The 18,066-nt window shown below is 41.4% G+C and carries 22 protein-coding genes and 1 tRNA gene; 2 read left to right on the top strand and 21 right to left on the bottom strand.

What is annotated here, in order from left to right; genetic code table 11:
* Nucleotides 1-17: 17 nt before the first annotated feature.
* The 8 genes from JUE95_RS08365 to yycF all read right to left on the bottom strand — a co-directional run bounded on the left by JUE95_RS08365 (nt 18) and on the right by yycF (nt 8,809).
* Nucleotides 18-599, bottom strand: coding sequence for a GrpB family protein (locus JUE95_RS08365; RefSeq protein WP_203650658.1), 582 nt, complete (start codon nt 597-599; stop codon nt 18-20).
* Between the two features lie 13 nt (nt 600-612).
* A complete protein-coding gene (gene rlmH / locus JUE95_RS08360) occupies nt 613-1,092 on the bottom strand; it encodes a 23S rRNA (pseudouridine(1915)-N(3))-methyltransferase RlmH (protein WP_203650657.1) in 480 nt (159 codons plus the stop codon).
* Nucleotides 1,093-1,592: 500 nt separating this feature from the next.
* Entirely contained in the window at nt 1,593-2,861 is a 1,269-nt protein-coding gene (locus JUE95_RS08355) for a S1C family serine protease (protein ID WP_203650656.1), read from the bottom strand.
* Nucleotides 2,862-3,065: 204 nt separating this feature from the next.
* Complete coding sequence (locus JUE95_RS08350; protein WP_203650655.1) at nt 3,066-3,875, bottom strand: MBL fold metallo-hydrolase; 810 nt, start codon at nt 3,873-3,875, stop codon at nt 3,066-3,068.
* A gap of 162 nt (nt 3,876-4,037) precedes the next feature.
* Complete coding sequence (locus JUE95_RS08345) at nt 4,038-4,868, bottom strand: two-component system regulatory protein YycI (RefSeq protein WP_203650654.1); 831 nt, start codon at nt 4,866-4,868, stop codon at nt 4,038-4,040.
* Nucleotides 4,869-4,884: 16 nt separating this feature from the next.
* Entirely contained in the window at nt 4,885-6,183 is a 1,299-nt protein-coding gene (locus tag JUE95_RS08340; protein WP_203650653.1) for a YycH family regulatory protein, read from the bottom strand.
* A complete protein-coding gene (gene walK, locus JUE95_RS08335) occupies nt 6,173-7,987 on the bottom strand; it encodes a cell wall metabolism sensor histidine kinase WalK (protein ID WP_373305680.1) in 1,815 nt (604 codons plus the stop codon). Before walK ends, JUE95_RS08340 begins: the two co-directional genes overlap by 11 nt.
* Before the next feature lie 99 nt (nt 7,988-8,086).
* On the bottom strand, nt 8,087-8,809 hold the full coding sequence (gene yycF / locus JUE95_RS08330) for a response regulator YycF (RefSeq protein WP_089109825.1): 723 nt from the start codon (nt 8,807-8,809) through the stop codon (nt 8,087-8,089).
* Between the two features lie 406 nt (nt 8,810-9,215).
* Between yycF and JUE95_RS08325 the strand changes: the two genes are divergently transcribed.
* Nucleotides 9,216-9,288: transfer RNA gene (locus JUE95_RS08325), tRNA-Lys, on the top strand.
* 211 nt (nt 9,289-9,499) lie between these two features.
* On the opposite strand, the gene JUE95_RS08320 is transcribed toward JUE95_RS08325, so the two are convergent.
* From JUE95_RS08320 to JUE95_RS08260, 13 genes are all read right to left on the bottom strand, one after another.
* A complete protein-coding gene (locus JUE95_RS08320; RefSeq protein ID WP_203650651.1) occupies nt 9,500-9,862 on the bottom strand; it encodes a hypothetical protein in 363 nt (120 codons plus the stop codon).
* Between the two features lie 980 nt (nt 9,863-10,842).
* On the bottom strand, nt 10,843-11,421 hold the full coding sequence (locus tag JUE95_RS08315; protein ID WP_203650649.1) for a hypothetical protein: 579 nt from the start codon (nt 11,419-11,421) through the stop codon (nt 10,843-10,845).
* A gap of 98 nt (nt 11,422-11,519) precedes the next feature.
* A complete protein-coding gene (locus JUE95_RS08310; protein ID WP_203650647.1) occupies nt 11,520-11,690 on the bottom strand; it encodes a hypothetical protein in 171 nt (56 codons plus the stop codon).
* A 5-nt stretch (nt 11,691-11,695) separates the two neighbouring features.
* A complete protein-coding gene (locus JUE95_RS08305; protein ID WP_203650645.1) occupies nt 11,696-12,310 on the bottom strand; it encodes a hypothetical protein in 615 nt (204 codons plus the stop codon).
* Between the two features lie 11 nt (nt 12,311-12,321).
* Nucleotides 12,322-12,636, bottom strand: coding sequence for a hypothetical protein (locus tag JUE95_RS08300; protein WP_203650643.1), 315 nt, complete (start codon nt 12,634-12,636; stop codon nt 12,322-12,324).
* 12 nt (nt 12,637-12,648) lie between these two features.
* Entirely contained in the window at nt 12,649-13,065 is a 417-nt protein-coding gene (locus JUE95_RS08295) for a hypothetical protein (RefSeq protein ID WP_203650641.1), read from the bottom strand.
* 240 nt (nt 13,066-13,305) lie between these two features.
* Nucleotides 13,306-14,694, bottom strand: a complete 1,389-nt coding sequence (locus JUE95_RS08290) for a virulence-associated E family protein (protein ID WP_235995367.1) — start codon at nt 14,692-14,694, stop codon at nt 13,306-13,308.
* Between the two features lie 5 nt (nt 14,695-14,699).
* Complete coding sequence (locus JUE95_RS08285; protein WP_203650639.1) at nt 14,700-15,539, bottom strand: bifunctional DNA primase/polymerase; 840 nt, start codon at nt 15,537-15,539, stop codon at nt 14,700-14,702.
* A gap of 9 nt (nt 15,540-15,548) precedes the next feature.
* Nucleotides 15,549-15,797, bottom strand: a complete 249-nt coding sequence (locus JUE95_RS08280) for a hypothetical protein (protein ID WP_203650637.1) — start codon at nt 15,795-15,797, stop codon at nt 15,549-15,551.
* Nucleotides 15,781-16,074, bottom strand: coding sequence for a hypothetical protein (locus JUE95_RS08275; RefSeq protein WP_203650635.1), 294 nt, complete (start codon nt 16,072-16,074; stop codon nt 15,781-15,783). The genes JUE95_RS08280 and JUE95_RS08275 overlap by 17 nt, the downstream gene beginning before the upstream one ends.
* A gap of 28 nt (nt 16,075-16,102) precedes the next feature.
* Nucleotides 16,103-16,402, bottom strand: a complete 300-nt coding sequence (locus JUE95_RS08270; RefSeq protein ID WP_203650633.1) for a hypothetical protein — start codon at nt 16,400-16,402, stop codon at nt 16,103-16,105.
* A 333-nt stretch (nt 16,403-16,735) separates the two neighbouring features.
* Nucleotides 16,736-17,026, bottom strand: a complete 291-nt coding sequence (locus tag JUE95_RS08265) for a hypothetical protein (protein ID WP_203650631.1) — start codon at nt 17,024-17,026, stop codon at nt 16,736-16,738.
* 34 nt (nt 17,027-17,060) lie between these two features.
* The gene (locus JUE95_RS08260; protein WP_203650629.1) at nt 17,061-17,273 is read right to left on the bottom strand and encodes a helix-turn-helix domain-containing protein; all 213 of its coding nucleotides are present in this window, start codon (nt 17,271-17,273) and stop codon (nt 17,061-17,063) included.
* 147 nt (nt 17,274-17,420) lie between these two features.
* Here JUE95_RS08260 and JUE95_RS08255 point away from each other — a divergent pair, with 147 nt between their 5' ends.
* On the top strand, nt 17,421-18,050 hold the full coding sequence (locus tag JUE95_RS08255; RefSeq protein ID WP_203650627.1) for a helix-turn-helix domain-containing protein: 630 nt from the start codon (nt 17,421-17,423) through the stop codon (nt 18,048-18,050).
* The last annotated feature ends 16 nt before the right edge of the window (nt 18,051-18,066 follow it).

The raw sequence follows: 18,066 nt of genomic DNA, 5'->3' as shown, positions 1-18,066 counted from the left end.
TATCTTATTTTCAGCATCTATTTAACCGGTCGATACCTGCCGTTAAATGTTTCTCGTCCTTTTTGCGTATACCTAGTCACGAAATCCGTTTTAGCAGCAGTGTAAGCGTCACGGTTATACTTGTACTTTTGTTCTAACTTTAGTTTTAGTTCCCCATATTGCTTTGCTACTTCCGGATTTGCTATCAAATAATCGCGAAAATAGAGCTCTCCCCAATCACCAGCTGGTTTGACGTGTAAATGATACACCTTTTCCGCAAAGCCAGTAGGTAGATACCCTTTATTCAAATCGATTGTTTTTAAACGGTTATTTCTAGCCATGACCAGCCATTTCAATGATCGCAAATCTGAAATGACACTGTCCAGATCATATGAACCAACAAGTTCCAATAAAATATCAACCGTGGGCTTCGCAATTAATCCAGGAACAGAAGTACTGCCAACATGATTAATGCGATAAATAACTGCGTTGTGCAAATGTTGGACTATCTTTTGTTTTTCGTCCTCATACCACAGCTGATAATTCGGATTAGGTGCTTTCAACACAATTGGAAATAGCTGCCAAAGCTCATGAAGACTCATTTCTTCTAATTTTTTCATGAAGTAATTCTCCTCACTTATGATACGGACTGCCCTCATTAATCATAAATGCCCGGTAGATCTGCTCCGTCAATACTAAGCGCATCAACTGGTGAGGCAGCGTAAACCGACCAAACGAAATCTGGGTATCCGCACGCTTCAGCACTTCTGGCGCTAATCCCAATGAACCACCGATCACAAAGGTAATATCAGAATGCCCGTAAGTGGTAAGATCCTGGATTTCCTTGGCAAATTCCTCCGATGAGCGTTCCTTCCCTAAAATGGCCAGTGCATAAACGTATTCCCGGTCTTTGATCTTAGCTAAAATCCGGTCGCCCTCTTTTTGCATCACCTGATTCATCTCAGAGTCACTTAAACTTTCTGGCGCTTTTTCATCGGGAACTTCCACGATTTGAAATTTGCAAAACCGCGATAACCGTTTGGCGTATTCAGCAATGCCTTGTTTAAAATATTTCTCTTTTAATTTTCCAACAACCACAAGTTTAATGTTCATAACTTTTCTCCCCATTTTGAGTTGTCCACAAAGTTATCCACAGCCCATTAGACACTCTTTGCTAGCCTCTGTGCACACTTTTTTGCTTGCTAAAAATGAATATTCATTTTCAATTCAGTCCGTTCTTTACCTCTTATTGTACCAATGTAAACGCCGTCATATCAACGTTTAATTAAAATTTAGTTAACGCCATTTTTTAGTTATCCACAGTCTGTTAATAGTTTTGAAGACACGCCTGGAGAAATTCAGTAATCACGGTGTTTCCACTGATTTAAATGTTATCCACAAAGTTATCCACAGTTTCCTGTGGATTACCCACACTCCCGAATTTTCCACAACTATACCGCTTACCATATTCGACTACTGATACTAGGTATGCCCTTAACTCGGTACTTACCCACCTGTTAATAACTCAAACATTCGTCTTTTCCACAATAATGAAAAAGCTGAAACCTACTAACTTAGGTTTCAGCTTTTTCTTCATATGCATTACTTTTTGATTATTGATTCAATTGAGAAGTTGTTTCAGTCAATTTTACCTTAGCCGTCTTCTGACTACCGTTGTGATAGTAAGTTACGGTCACCGTATCATTAACTTTGTACTTGTATAGCAGATCTCTCAACGTAGAATTGGTACTGATCTTCTTGCCGTCTAAGGCAGTGATAACATCGTACTTCTTAATTCCGCTGCGTCCTGCTGGTGTTGTTGATCCCGGTGTTTCCATTACAACAACCCCGTTTTCAACACTGCTTGGTAATTTCAAAATCGATTTTTGCTGAGATTTTGAAATTTCTGACAGATCAACGTACTTGATTCCCAACGCTGGCCGTACGATTTTACCATTCTTGATCAGCTGATTGATAACGGAAACGACTTCGTTACTTGGAATTGCAAAGCCCATTCCTTCAACGCTGGTCCCTGAACTGCTGCTGGCAAGCTTCATAGAGTTGATACCAACCACTTGACCGGCAAGGTTGATCAGCGGGCCACCGGAGTTCCCTGGGTTAATGGCAGCATCCGTTTGAATAACAGTGGCATTACCCGTTTGCTGATTAGTGGTTTCATCCGTTGTAGCCACGGTCCGCTTTTTGGCTGAAATAATCCCTTCAGTCAGCGAAGTGGCGTACTGAGAGCCTAATGGCGAGCCGATAGCCAGTGCTGTTTCACCGACTTTGATGTTATCCGAGTTCCCAAAAGTAGCCACTTTAGAAACATCCGCACCATTAACTTTCAAAACTGCTAAGTCGGTAACGGCATCTTTACCCACCAGTTTGGCATCGATCTTTTTACCGTTGCTCAAGATGACTTCAAGGGCGTTAGAACCGGAAACTACGTGGTTATTAGTAACGATATAGGCACTATTACCGGCCTTTTTATAGATCACACCTGAACCTTCAGAGCTGGCTTGCAGTTTGCCATCACTGGATGAACTGCTATTCGAGTCATTACCGTTGTCTCCGAAAATTCCGGCCAAACTATTAGATGACTGAGTTTGTTTCTGCAAATTAATCACGGAAACTACTGAATCCTTCACATTTGAGAAAGCTTTAGAAGCTTGTGAACTGACATTGACCTTCATGTTACTGGTGGTTGCAGTGCCAGATTTATTGGAACCCGCTGGAACAGAAGTTGCATCACGGTTACTGATGTAGTTGGCACCGCCATAGGCAATACCGCCACCCAGTAAACCGGCTACAAGTGCCGTTACAGCAACTTTAATAAGCAGTCCACGATTATTATTTGATCCTGGTTTTTGTTGATTATCCATACTTCCGCGCGAATCGCGCTTCCCTCCTTGTATGTCATCACAATTTAGGCAAAGTGATGAACGCAGATATTTAGGTCGTATATAAAAGCCCCTAAACTTGCTCAACCTACTTACTTAAGCATTTATTTTACAGACGAGATGTGAAATTTGTTTGAAGCTTTACTCGCAAAAAGTATAAGCTTTTTCTAAGAAAATTTTAAGCATTTAAAGCGCGATCAGATCGCTAGCCTTTTCTGGATCCGTATCTAAAATCTTAAAATCATGGTTAACGCCAAAATCATGGTCTTCCATGATCGAAGCAACGGTGATCCGAGCTAGTGACTTCATGTTATTTTCCTGACTCAAGTGACCGAGAAAAATGCGCTTGGTGTGATTGCCTAAGACGTCCATCATGGCATCGGCACCCTCTTCGTTACTCAAATGGCCCGTATCACTAAGAATTCGTTGCTTCAGCGGCCAGGAGTAGCTGCCCATCCGCAGCATTTCAACGTCGTGGTTACATTCCATTAGATAAGCATCGGCATCCTTGATAACACCCTCTACGTGGTCTGAAACGTAGCCGGTATCTGTGAGTACCACGAAGCTCTTTCCGCCGCTATGAACGGCGTAAAATTGAGGCTCAGCGGCATCGTGAGAAACCGTGAAGCTCTCAACATCGAGGTCGCCCATACTCAGTACTGAATCAGGCGCGATAATGTTCTTTTGTTCCATAGGAATTTTACCAATCTTACTGGCCATGGCATCCCAAGTCCCCTGGTTAGCGTAAATATCCATGCCATAGCGTCGTGCCAATACACCAACGCCCTTACGGTGATCCGAGTGTTCATGCGTCACGAAAAGTGAGTCAACGTCACTCAAATCCCGGCCGATGGATTGCATGAGATTTTCAATCTTTTTACCGCTTAAACCGGCATCAATTAGAATCTTATGTTCAGGCGTCTCAACATAGGTACAGTTACCCGTACTTCCGCTAGCGAGAACACTCACCTTTAATCCCTCATTTTGCTCTTGCATAAATCGCCCAACTTCCTTTTTTTAAATACAAAAACCCTGCCAACATGGTCATTGGTAGGGTCGTGAATAATAATCCATACTCACTTCTCAATGATTGTTCGTCGTTACTATTACAACGCATTTCACGCCGAAACGCAATCATTAAATGCTGCTTTCAAGTGACTATGTGAGTGTAAATATTTCTGAATTAGCATTACTTGTTTGGTTGTTATCACCGGTTTTAATCACTTCACCAGTGTACGCATTCACCCGCTTTAAGATGACGGCAGATGAGTTGTTGATCTTTACGGCGAATACCCAGGTTGGTAAGAAAACATACTGCCCACGAGCCGTTAATAGCCGCGTGTAAGCCAAATGAACCCAGGTCACTTTAGCACCGTTAGGAATTTCATTGTACTGGTATAGCCAAGTCAACGCCCGTTCTTCACTGATGGTCTTTGCAGCTTCCTTCAGAATCTTAACGCCCTCTAGGTAGTTCTGACTGTAACCAACTACCCGCTGCTGACTGTCTAAATCAAAGCGAATCTGGCAAAAGTGTGAATAGATCGGCTTATGTGCAACTCGCTGCACGTAAATGATCTCGCTGCTGCTAGAGAGCTGCTTGCTATAGCTGTATTGGTTGCCGTCAGCAATCAGCCCAGGATTAGCGACTACCTTGTCTAGAGTTTGCTTGGCTGACCCATTGGTTATTTTAAGCGGCTTCTTAAACTCACTAACCAGTTCATCACCGCTGAACCGAATCGATTGCTGCTGCAAATCTGGAGCAGCCTGATGCAGAGCGTCACCGTTATTTCCTGAGAAATAATAACCTTCGTGCTTCTTGGTAGTCGGCTCACTAAACGTAATTTGATCCTTGCGCATTTCCTCCAGGATGTTATTGCTTCCTGCGGCGGTAGAATCGCCAACGCTATTCCGGTTATAAGACAGAAATAACATCACATCCATGGCGATAAAAATCGCTAGGAAGATTAACTGAATCCGTTTAAAATTCACTTCCGGCTACCTCCTTTCACTTTTGGCCAATCAGTTTTTGATAATTCTCCCACTGATTACCAATCTTGACGTACCAGGTCGGTGATAAGTTAACCACTTTGGGCAATGATTTATCACGGCTCCATTCATAGCCAAGTTCAATTCCCTGAATCTTACTTTCCCGTATACCGGTATTTCTGAGCTGTTTGACCAGTTCATCCGTCGACATGATCGTGGCTGAAGTCTGGACTGGCGGAATCGGAACCTGCAAACTATCCAGTGAAAATTTCATCCGGTACGACGACTGATCAAGCACCTTCATTTGAATGGCACCAAAATCACTCTGGTCAAAGACCGGTAGACCACCCGCGTAGGTTCGAAAAACCGCGGTACCACTGCCCGCATCATAAGAATAGAAGCGAACGCTGTCCAGCGGCATCCCGACCATCACTAACTGATCATAGACGTGATTCATCGTTTGTAAGAAACTGCTGCTCTTAACTTGAGAATTATAGTTGGTAAAGGTAACCGTATCCGTCGGCTTATCAATCGTCATGTGCCGAAAGCCATGATCATCATAATCCGTACTATTTTGGTGCCGCTTAATTTGAACATTGCTATTAGAATTAGTGGTCATGATACGGTTCGCGTAGTAATCCTGCGTTTGTTGGGTTAACTGATAGCTGTAAGTTCGTAATTTAACGTTCTTGGGATAATCCAAAATTACTTTGCCGTTAAACATTTTAAAGGCAACCCGGTGTTTAACCATTCTATCGGCTAACACGTGCCGCAGTTTACCAGCCCGGTTATTTTTAAGTGTCACCCGAACGATTCGATATCCCTGATCATTCAGCAGATACAAGTGGCTGGGATCGTTAAGCAGCAGCTGCATGCGGTTAAATTTCTGATTGGGAATATTTAGCTGGTTGTTAAAAGCTTTTCGGAAGAAGTTAACCGAAATCGCAGAGTTATAATTCAGTAAAATAGTCCCCTTACGCTTCAATTGAGCTAAATACTTCTTGGGATTTTTCTGACTGTCAGTTTTAGCTTTTTCCGCTGTAAAATGACTCATTCGATCGCGCAGATCAGTCGCCACGTTAACCCGGTTGTTCGTCAGCAGCTCCTGTTTGCCAGCGTCATCGGTAGAAACAAGCTGAGACGGTAAATAAATATCTTGAAAAGTCGTATTACTGTTACTATCTGAATTTTTGGTCACTTTCGTTCGGCTGCTCAGGTTTGAATGAGCCGGATTGGTCCAAATCATGCCTGAGAGTCCGAGGCTGACGAGTACTGCCGCTACTAGACTAACTGGCAGCCATATATTTCTAAGCTTCATCCCAGAGATCATCCCCCTCATCGTAAGGTTCGTATGGCAGTGAAATGTAGAATGTCGAGCCATGACCTTCACGGCTCTCTACCCAAATCTTGCCACCCAATGATTGGATAACTTCCTTGGAAATGGCCAGACCAAGTCCGGTACCGCCTTGAGCCCGGGAACGGGCTTTATCGACCCGGTAGAACCGGTCGAAAACGTGGGGAATATCCGCTCGCGGAATCCCAAGTCCCTGGTCAGCGATACTAATGATCACGTTATTATTGGTTTCAACCAGCCGACAGGTAATCACACCGCCATCCGGTGAATACTTGATCGCGTTATTCATAATATTATCGATCACCTGAGTAAATCGGTCAGTATCAATTTCAACCCACAGATCCCGTTTGGTAAATTCGCGTTTAATGGTGTAATGCTTGTCAGACCGGTCTTTTTGCTCATCACTATCAATGATCATATCAAACCGATTTAAGATGTAGTTATATAACTCATTTAAATTAACGAGTTCCAAATTAAGCTTTTGCGTACCAGAGTCCATTCTGGAAAGGGTCAATAGGTCATTGATCATCCGAATCATCCGGTCCGTTTCATCCTGGGTCACTTTTAGAAATTTAGGTGCGATTTTAGGATCTTTCCAGGCACCATCAGATAGAGCTTCCACGTACGACCGCACACTGGTTAGCGGCGTCCGCAATTCATGTGACACGTTTGAGACGAACTGCTTACGATCCTGATCAATCTTTTGCTGTTCGGTGACATCGTGCAGTACACATGCTAACCCGCTGATAAACCCGGATTCACGCTGAATCAGTGAGAAGTAGGCCTGCAGGATCAAATCGTGATCGTCAGTGGAGAAATCCAGCATGATTTCATCTGGATCTTCCAATAAGTCACGCAGGGTATATTGATTGCGAATATTCAAAATATCCAGAATCGACTGACCAATGGCTTGATTAGAATCGACATCTAGAAACTCCACAGCGGTTTCATTAATAATGGTGACATTACCACGGCGATCAGTCGCGATAACCCCATCCGTCATGTGTGCCAAAACAGAGTTCAGCCGTCTTCGTTCAGACTCGGTGGACTCTTGCGCTTCTTCCACGCGAACAGAAAGGTTATTAACCGCACTGGCTAACTGACCCAACTCATCGTTCCCGTAGATTTGAACTTGCCCAGAATAATCTCCTCGGGCGATTCGCTGCGTTTGTTCTTTCATTTCAGTGATGGGCACAGTAATTGCCCGGGAAATAACAATCGACAGTACAAGCCCCATGGCAACCGCAATAACGGCCGCAACAAGGTATAAGGCAGTCACTTTACTGATACTGTCATAAACACTCTCTAAGTTTGCACGAATGTACACCACACCAACGGGCGTACTGCTCCCGCTGCTTTGCTTAATTAGTGGTGTGACCTTCGTATAGTAATATTGATTTGTGGACGCATCAAACGTCGTTGTTTCACTACCGGCACTGTTATTATAAATGACCTTTTTAACGGTGTCGTCAGTGGTTTTTTGGCCAACAATCTGCTGATTATTAGCTTCATTTGTCCCCCGAATGGTGCCCTTATTGTCGATGACGCGGATTTGCGCGTTCGCCGTGCTAGGAATATTGGCATCAGACAGGAGAATCCGAATCTGTCGGTTAGAAGCGTTAGTATTCGACCGTGACAGCTGAGTGGTTAAGTTCGTACTGACGTAACGTTGCAGCGAAATTTGGCTTTTAAATTGCCGCAAGTTTTGCGTCTCAAGCTGCTGTACAAACACGGCCCCGACAATTTCCAATGTAATAATAAGCATCATCGCGAATACGAACGCGATTTTGAATTGTATCGAATGATACCATTTAATTTTTCGTTTCACGCTACCGTTTACCCCTTAAACGCCCTGGCACGCGTAGAATTACGCCTGGCCTGACTCGCTTTCAGTATTCCGTAAATAATATCCCACACCGCGACGGGTGACTAACCAGGTTGGGTGACTGGGATTATCTTCAATTTTTTCACGAAGCCGACGTACGGTAACATCGACCGTTCGAACATCACCAAAATAATCGTAGCCCCATACCGTCTGAAGCAGATGCTCACGCGTCATGACTTGGCCAATATGCTGGGCCAAATAATGCAATAATTCAAATTCACGGTGAGTCAGCTCGATATTTTGACCCCGTTTTGTGACAGAATAGGCATCTGGATGAATCACCAAATCACCAATTTCAATGTCTTTATTTTCCTCTTCTTCAGGCTGGGCGGCGTTAACCGTATTTTGCCGACGCAAATTAGCCTTCACTCTAGCAACCAGTTCACGGTTTGAGAAAGGTTTAGTTACGTAATCATCGGCACCGAGCTCCAAACCCAAAACTTTGTCTAGTTCCGAATCCTTGGCAGTTACCATAATAATCGGCATATCATGCTTCATCCGTACCTGACGGGCAACTTCCAGCCCATCGATCTTAGGTAGCATTAAGTCCAGGATAATCAAATCTGGATTAACTTCTTCAACTTGTTTAAGTGCTTCTTCACCATCATGGGCGACGACCACTTCGTATCCTTCTTTAGTTAGGTTAAATTTTACAATATCAGTAATTGGTTTTTCATCATCGACAACGAGAATAACTTTTTTCATCTGAACATGTCCTCCTTCAGATAACGATTCGTTCAAGTATAATAATTTTAAGTTTAGGTGCTTTTCGGTCATTCCAACGCAGTAGCACGGGCCGCGCAGGAGCATTCAAGTAGTGGCGGGTCCATTTAGATAAGACCTGCACAAGGTTCATTATATCACAGTATTTTACATTACGCGAAACGGCCTAATCTAGCGCGTACCAAAGGTTTATCGCTTAAAAGACGACATATATTTGTATGATACAACTATTCCCCCGAATTGCTTCTGATTCCTGCATCTTATTCATAACTTTAAATATTCTGCCACTTTTTTGCAAAAAGTAGTTGCCAATCACTTTTTAACATGATATATTAGTAAACGTTGATTAAGACAGAGCGCTTAATTACAAGGCTTCAAAACCTGATATGGGCAGTTAGCTCAGCTGGCAGAGCAACGGACTCTTAATCCGTGGGTCCAGGGTTCGATCCCCTGACTGCCCATCACAAACCACTAATCAGTTTCCATGCAGTGTTCTAAACACCGTGGTTACTGATTTTTTTCTGTCTTCAATTCGATCTACACATATTTAAAACTATCAAATCGTAGCCATTTTCGTAGCCAACCGTAGCCAAAACCGTAGCCACGAAAATGTAATAAATATTCGCCGGCCGATTGGTTGCATCCGTTAATAGCGGATGTTTTTTTATCCAATTAAATTACTGACTGGCTACCACGATTATACCAGTCCTTAAATTCAATATTGTTATCTAAGTATTGTCCTATTTTTACCACTGCATTATGTCTTAAATGGTAATACTGATTGGTGTTCTTACAATTCATTCGTAGGGCAGCCACGTTACTGCTAGCGTGTTCAACAAAGCCAAGTTTAAAGGCTTTTAATTCTTGCTGATCTAGGCAATTAAACCCGTTTTCAATCATGTTTACAAACCGTTTTGCTGGTTCGTACTGCTTATTAGGCTTAATACCAGCCTGTATGAAGCTATTACCTGCATAAACTTGTATATGGGCTAATTGGTAATATTCTATTAACGTTTTAACCTCTTTATATTGCATTTACGTACCCCCGAAAGCGTAAGTTGGTAGGCTTTTACATACATTAACTTCATTCGAGTTGCATTTCTGAATACAATAACTTTATAGATTAAAACGGCTACCTGATAAAGGTAGCCATTTACTAATTGTATGCTTACAAAACGTCAAAATTTTATTTTGTAATTAATCATATTATAGCGTTATTCTAGGCCACTTTCATCATACTAGTACCTCAGCAAAGTAACTTGGCAATCAGCATTAACAACAATTGAGATACCGTATGGATACTGTATAGATACGGTATCTATAATTTATAGTCTTAATCAGCGAACGATGGCTTAGAATGCGTTTCTCATGTTGTGTACTCTGTTGCACACTATCAGGGCATGAAAGTAACCAAAAAGTGTGCACCCTACTAAAATGGTGCACTTGTAAGCCTTGATAAATAGCTATTCATAAGACTGCACACAAAAGATTGTTTTCAAAAAATACTTTTTCAATAATCTCAAAATAACCTTTTTAGGGTGTTAGAAATGTCTGAATACCCTTTTTTAGGGACTCCAGAATCTCCGCATACATCAAATATTGGTTCTAAATTTATTGGCATTTTAAAGTATTATACATAGAAAGAAACATCCTAATAATGCTAACATTCTGCTAGGTTTTGCTAGGCTCTCTGTTGCATCCGTTTTATCAAAATGCCTTAACAATTCCGAACATTTACCTTAGGTTTTCTTAGGGTCTTTATTGCAACACAGCACTACAGCAAGCCTCTGAAACCTCATGCGTTCGGGCTATTTGTTGTTGCGTTTCGAGTGCAACACGTTGCAACACTGTTGCGTTTCTTGTTGCAGTCTAGTTTCCTTTATATCAGTGTTCATAGGCTTGACGTACTTTATCAACGCTTGCATTTGCTAACATTTTTACTAGGCTCTTTGCTGCATCAACAGGCTTGTATTTACGGGTACTTTTCACCATCAATTACCATCATCCAAACATGGTTACAGTTTCAGTCGAGATAGTTCTTTCTGATCTAACTGCTGCCCGATTTCAGCGTACTTACAAAATTGATTACGTAAGCGTTCATATTTAGCCAGCTTCATATACTTAGGCTTATCAGGAAACAGCCACCATAAGTGAGAGCAAAATAGAAAGTCCATTGGTTCAGCATTTAAATTAGAATCTATTATGTGAGCAACTTTTATAGCTTTGTCGTACCAAAATACAAAGTCCGACTTGGTAGCCTGCTGACTACGATAAACCAGCTTTAAACACTTACGACAAGCCCAGTAATCGTACTGACCTTGCCAATAGATCACTCGACAGCGGCCGCCGCAAACAGGACAGGTAAACCAGTAACGGATGCTGCCATAGTTACAAAGCGTTGTAGTCAGCTCAATTAGCTTGCCATTCAACTTGCAATATCGCTGGTTCAAATCAGCTTCCACAAACACCATTATCTTTTGACCGTTATAGTATTCGTTATATTCCATGTAGCAGTGATTACTATGCGCCTTTACTAGCTTTATAACGCTCTTTAAATCAACTCGTAAATGCTTTTCAGCGGTTCGATAATTCATATTTTCACCCCTATATTGTTCGCAATATTGCCTAAATCAATAAAGAAAAGTAGCCTTTCCTGACAAAAAGCGCCCTCGTGATTGAGAGCGCCTTTTATTTACTCGAGTTTATCTTCATACGTGTAACTAGGTTCGTTAATGTTGTCGTTCATAAAAACTTGAATCTTAACGCCCCTAATGTGCTGATAGTCTTTAAATATACGGCGTAAGGCGCTAACTGACCGCCATAATAGTTGCTCCTGTATCATTGACCAATTCTTTAGCTCCATGCTTATTACTCCAATCTAGTTAACTCATATTCATTACCAGCCTTATCAAAATACCGGTGTTGATTGCCATTGTATGTTACTTCAAACAAGGAAAACGGATGCTGGTTAACCGCTGGCATATCATGAGTGTTAATATACCGGCCAACTGCTGTTACTGTTTTGTTCATCCGTTTAGCAATGGCTTGCCTGCTTAGTCCAGACCAAACTAGCTTAGTCATTTGATACTGCTCTTGCTGGATAGTTTTAGCTGTCTTTGTTGTGCCTAGGGGTAACTCAATTTGAACTGGCTCTGGGCGTGATCTGCGGTGTACCCGTTTCGGCTCATGATACAGCTTGCGTTCTCGTAGGTAGTCAATAACCTCATCATCATCCCAGTTGACGTTGAAAGCTATCTCTCGGACTGATTTACCTGCCCTATACTGCTCTTGTATCCAGCTCTTTATTGGCTTCTTGCCAGTAGCGGTAGTTAATGGGTCAAGCTCGTTGGCCTGCTCTCTAAGGTGGGTAGCATACCGCCAGTAAGCATTACAGATTGAGCAATTCTTATCCTTGCAGTGCATCACATCATGATCGCCCTCAATAGCAGCTAATTCTTTTGCGGTGTAGCGTGGCTTAATCATCAAATCACTTCTTATCTGTTTAAATACTGGTCTTTCACTGAGCTGGCCTCAATCGTGTTAGCTACCAAACGGTTTAACCGATCAGTTAAAGCATTAATATCAACTAAGCCGTTGTTCACGTCATGCGATAGTTTGGCTATATCAGTTTCAAGCAAGGCAATATAACGGATGTGCTTGCCTACTAAATCATCTAAATGGTTATCATCCGTAGCGAGCACTTCTTCAATAAGACCGGCCACCCGTGCCTGCTGATAGCGGTATATATCAGCGTGTTCCATAAAGTCCCGAATTTGAAACAAAGTAGCTGTATCAATATACTTTTTCACTTTTCTATCACCTCACAAGGTGTCTTTAACTCGAAAGGTTGCACTATCACTGGTGGTAGTAACTTCAATGACATCCGAACCTATCAGCTTCCATAACTCAGGCTGTTCTACGGCCTTACTTAGATAGTGTTGCATGTCAATTCTTTCAAGCGTAGCAATGCTCTTTTCGGATGTTGCTACTTGTTTCTTATACTGTGCAATACCGTGCTCTAACTCTTCTTGACTGGTAGCAATATAATACCCTGAATCGTTTGGGGTGCGACTTGCCATGATTGGAATACCATAATCTCGTAAAACGGCAATTGAATCCTGTACCTGCCTCAATGAAAGGCCAGTACCTCCCATGAGCTTATCTTTACTGGTTTTATTGTCTGCACCACTATGAAGCATCCGTAAAATTGATTTATCCATTTCAGTTAATTTTCGCATGGTTTTTACCTCACATTTCTATCTATTTTAAAGTTTTTGCAAACAACGTGTGTAACGTGTGTTTAACGTGTAAGTAACTGTCATATCAACGTTTCTGGCAATTAGTTAACGTGTGTAACCCGTGTAGTAATTACACACGTTAACACACGTACTACACGGGTAGGCAGTCTTACAAACGTTGGTACATCAGCGTTTTACACACGTACACGGGTTACACACGTTATTTATAAGAACTTTGTATTAGGTTCTTATATAGCCTCTAGCTCGTTTACCATTAATGACCACATTGTTATTCTTTTCCCAGCCATCAATGTTATCCATGATGAGTTTAATTTTCTTGGCATTTGAATTAGTTCGGCCTCTTAAATAGCCATCAGTAGTAATGTGAAATACCACTGCCATAATTTCACGGGTAGTTGTCCGGCCTAAAGGCACAAGAGTGGCACTGATCTTAGCTTTTACATAGTCCCATTCATGCCCGTAGTGTTCTACATAGCTTTGCTTCGTACTGGTGGTTAATTTATCCCAGTTATCAGGAACTTTCATATTGAGATAGTCTACGATTGCATCCCGTGTTAAATCTATAACGCTGGCTTCACTCTGATACTTTTCAGCAGCTTTAGCCGTAGTCTTATCAGGAAACATTTGAGCGCCACTATCAAACCACGTTTTTGCTTCTGCCAATACCTGTAAAATGTCGTTGTGATCAGGCTTAAACACATTTTTAGTTGGTTGATTAACTCCGCATTTAATCGGATAAAAACGCCTCTCACCAGTGGCATCTTTTAAGAAGTCCTGCTGGTTAGTTGTGCCGATAAAAACACACTTACGTGGGTGCTGAGTAGCAAACCGGCCATAGCTATTACGGTACGTATCAAAACGAGCACTGATAAATGATTTAACACCCTCAATATCGGTCTTTTTCATGGCTGATAGTTCGGCAATTTCAACAATCCAACTGCCTTGTAGTTTCTGGTAATCATCCTTGCTCTTGCCCATGCCCTCTAGCGTTTCATTAAATTTATCAGGGTAGAGATTACGAGGACAAGTACTTTTGCCAATACCTTGTTTGCCTACCAATATTGGGACTATTTCAAACTTGATGCCATTCTCATAGACACGCCCAATTAAGCCAGTTAGCCATAGCTTAGTAATGGCCTTGGTATAGTCATTATTCTCAGCGCCTAGATAGTCGATAAAGTAATTAGCAGCACGGGGCTTGCCATCCCATTTAACCGTTTCTATTCGCTGTTTGACGGGGTTGAAAGTTTGCTGGTGCGCTACGGCTGTAATGGCATCCGCTAAGTTATCACCGGAAAACAATAACTTATACTTCTCATCAATATAACTGCGAACTAGCGAACTATCGGCATCACTCCAAAAACCTTTTGAGATGTGCAATTCAGTAATAGCCTTAGTCTTTACAATCTGATCGGCAAACTCATCAAAGGCCAGCAACCCTTTTAATAGCGAGTCATTTTTCAAAATTAAGCGGATATTAAACAACGATCGCACTCGAACGCCGCCATTATTGGTAACGCTAAATTGAGTTGTCCAATCGTCTGAGGCTTTAGCTGTGGCTTGGTCACGTTGGCTCATTAACGCCTTAGTTTCTTTGTCAGGTATCAACTAACTCACCTCACTTTCTGCATTTCTCTTTTCAAAACTGATTTAAATATCTGATTAACTTCTTTATCTGGTAACGGTGTAGGCAAATTACTATTTGCTGTACACAAGGCATCATAAGCAACGGATGAGCTACTACCTGTTCGCAATAACTTGCCACAAACGGATGTTAAGTACACGTTACGATTGCCAACATCAGCATTCGGTTTAAACACGTTATCCAGTAGTTCACCAGCCCACGTTTTGTGAGTTGATGTACGGTAGTGCTGTATCTGCTTAGGCTCTGAGGTGAGCAACATTAACAGCCAGTTGGGGCATTCAATCGCATCCCCTATATTTGTTACCCCTGTGCCGGCAATCGTTTCATATCGGCCATTTTTTGTGACTGTTAAAGGCGCTGGTGTGCCAGTGGTAATAACATCAATCCCTTTATAATCACGTAACTGCTGGCTGAAACTTGCCAGTGGTTTATTGGGAATATTTACGCTATCTGGCAACTTATAAAACAAGTGAATACCATCACGGGGTGTCTTTAAGGCGTAGGTGTGCAAAGGGTTTTCAGTGCTGTTCCCGTATCGCTTATTTAACTGATTAAAGGCGGTAATGCCGTCATACCCACTGGCATGTTGCCGGTCTAAATCAACTACTAGCAAAAGGGCTGGCGATAAGGCCAGACCCACATTTAATTGCTGATTATTGTTAAACCATGCTGTTATCTGTTCATTGTCAGTAGTGGCATCCTTATAGCCGTGAGTACCCTTTAATGGCACTTTACTGTTAGTCGCTAAGGGATAAACCGGCACGCCTTGAGAGGCTAATTTAAGCGCATTTTCAAGAGTGTTTTCCATCTTAACGCCTCACTTACATACGAGATCAAGTACCGGCATCACGGCCTGCTGTGGTGCTCGTTTGGACGCTCTTAATTGTCGTTCAACTTCTACCACACTAGCCTGTAATCCCCTTTGCATGGCCGTCAGTCGTTGCCGTGCATCCGCATTTAAACGGGTCTTAGTTAATTCCACGTCCAGTGCTCTAACCTGCTTAGTGAGTGTTTTTAAAGTAGTTTGAGCATTAGTAATATAATCTCTGCTAGTCGTTATCATCATCTAATAGCTCCTTTTCCTTTGCCTGCACACCGCTTTGAAGAAACTTGATAATTTTTCTATTACTATTAATTTCTTGTTCTACCGTATGTTCTCGATACTTCAAAAGATACGGAGCAATGAACTTTAGGTCTTTTGTATGTTGCAACTCAGCATAATGTAATTGGTAAAATTCCTTAATAGTTAACTCTGAATCAGTCTTATAAAGTAGTTCCTGTAAAGCTTTAAACGTCTTTAGCCCTACTTTGAATATCTCTAAATTTTCTTGCTTAGTTAGCATTCATTTAAATCTCCATTCTGAAATACAATCAATCATTACCGGCGTTTGGCGTATGATTCAACGTTTCATGTAGGCTATCAGCTAGTTCCTGATTACGATACACAAGCTTGCTTGCAGCATCTACTAACCCAATGGAGCTACTAATCATTGCCTGTTGCTGATTTAATACATGGTCAATATTTTCCATTGAGATTTCACTAATATCTTCCTGTGCACTTTTTAGTGCCGTCAGAACGGATGAAAGCAACTCAGTAATCTGGCTATCACGTTGGCCTAGTTGAATTGCAGTATCTTTAATCTGGTTCACTTGAATTTTATTCATTTTCATAACCTTTGCTCCATTCTGAAATTCAGGGGTACGTTTGTTATAATGGAGTACAGAAAAACACTTATACATGAGGTTTTTCGCTTGATCTGTGCTGCTAGTCGCCAAACTGTATAGCACAGGTCTTTTTTGCGTCCTCGTTTGCATAGTGTTTACTCCTTTCTGCCAACCCATTTAGTAGCTAGGCCAGTAAAAGCACCTAACACAAAACTGGCAATCATTCCAATTAATACCAACGTAAATACGGGGTCTGTCATAAACTCACTACCTTTCTATATTTTCTAAAGCGAGCAAACATCTACATAGCTAACATTGTCCCATTCGACCGGCATATTTTTAGTTTAGATAACCATCAGCTAGTAAGAATTGATCTACTTCATTGCGATTGAAAAATTGTACTTTAGGTAACGCCTGAATGGTATGTGGTTGTAAGCCCTGTACCACCATCTTTTTTACTGCATCCGTGCCACATCCAAGGTAACTCGCAACTCCTGTATAACCTTTTAGCCATTCGCCTGCATTAGCGTGCTTGCCAGCGTGAGTTACGGCCTCACCAATGATTGCTATTACTTGGTTGCGTAGCTGTTCACTCGCCTCTGGTGGCAGTTTTACTGTCATTTCGCTCATTATATTCACCCCCTTTCAATTCCATTAACGGATGTTACTGCTTCACCGTTGTTTTAGGCGTGTACTCAATTAATTCAGATAAAGAAACATTCAAATAATCACACAGCTTCAAAATTGTTTTTAGATTTAAATTCCTATCTCCATAATAAAATTCAGTTAACGTAGACCGAGCAATACCAGTAGCTTTATGGACTTGTGAAATGCGTAACCGTTTTTCACCAAGTATCCTTGAAAAATTATTGTTCATCCAACTCGCTCCTTTTTTCAGCATTAACGCTGCATTTTTATTAACAAGTCGAATATAAGTTATTCTAATCAATAAGTCAAGCAATATTCAGCATATACTTCTATTTTTGAAGCGGATATGCTACAATTCCTGTTGAGGTGATGAATCGTGATAACCAATAGACTAAGTGCACTCATGGGTGAAAGGCATATTAAAGCGACACGAATTGCAAGTGATACCGGTATCGCCCGATCAACACTAACAGCGCTCACTAGCGGTAGTAGCAAAATGATACAATTTGAAACCATTAATACTTTATGTCAATATTTGCGTGTTGAACCTAAGGACTTTTTTGAGTACGTTCCAATTGATATTTCTTTTGATGTTGAAACTACTAGTATCAGTGCGTTCTTTAACATGGATCCTGATACTTTAAATTGGAGTCAAGGCATTGAGAAATATACTGCTGATGTATTCGCAAAATTTTTATCTAGAAACAATATTATTAAAACTATCGAATTATCAGCAACCTTAGAGGATCCTTCAATTGTTCATGGGGGTGAGAACTATATATTAAGCGGTGCAGAATCCGTAACCATTAATGTTGATGATACAAAAGATGAACAATTAGATACTTTTTGGCACGAGCACAAATTGGAATCTTTTATTAATGTACTTGAAACTGATTTGGAAAATGCTGTTCAAGAAGAAGTAGTTTCTGCTGCTAATAAAGATACACAATCCGGTGTTTTTGACTCATGGAATGTTAGCGCAGCAATTCCAGTAATGCCCTTTTAATAAGAACAATAGTTAA

The sequence above is a fragment of the Secundilactobacillus yichangensis genome (assembly GCF_016861565.1).
Lineage (GTDB): Bacteria > Bacillota > Bacilli > Lactobacillales > Lactobacillaceae > Secundilactobacillus > Secundilactobacillus yichangensis.
The sequence above is the reverse complement of the archived record's forward strand: the minus strand, read 5'-3'. Positions and strand labels throughout refer to the sequence as shown.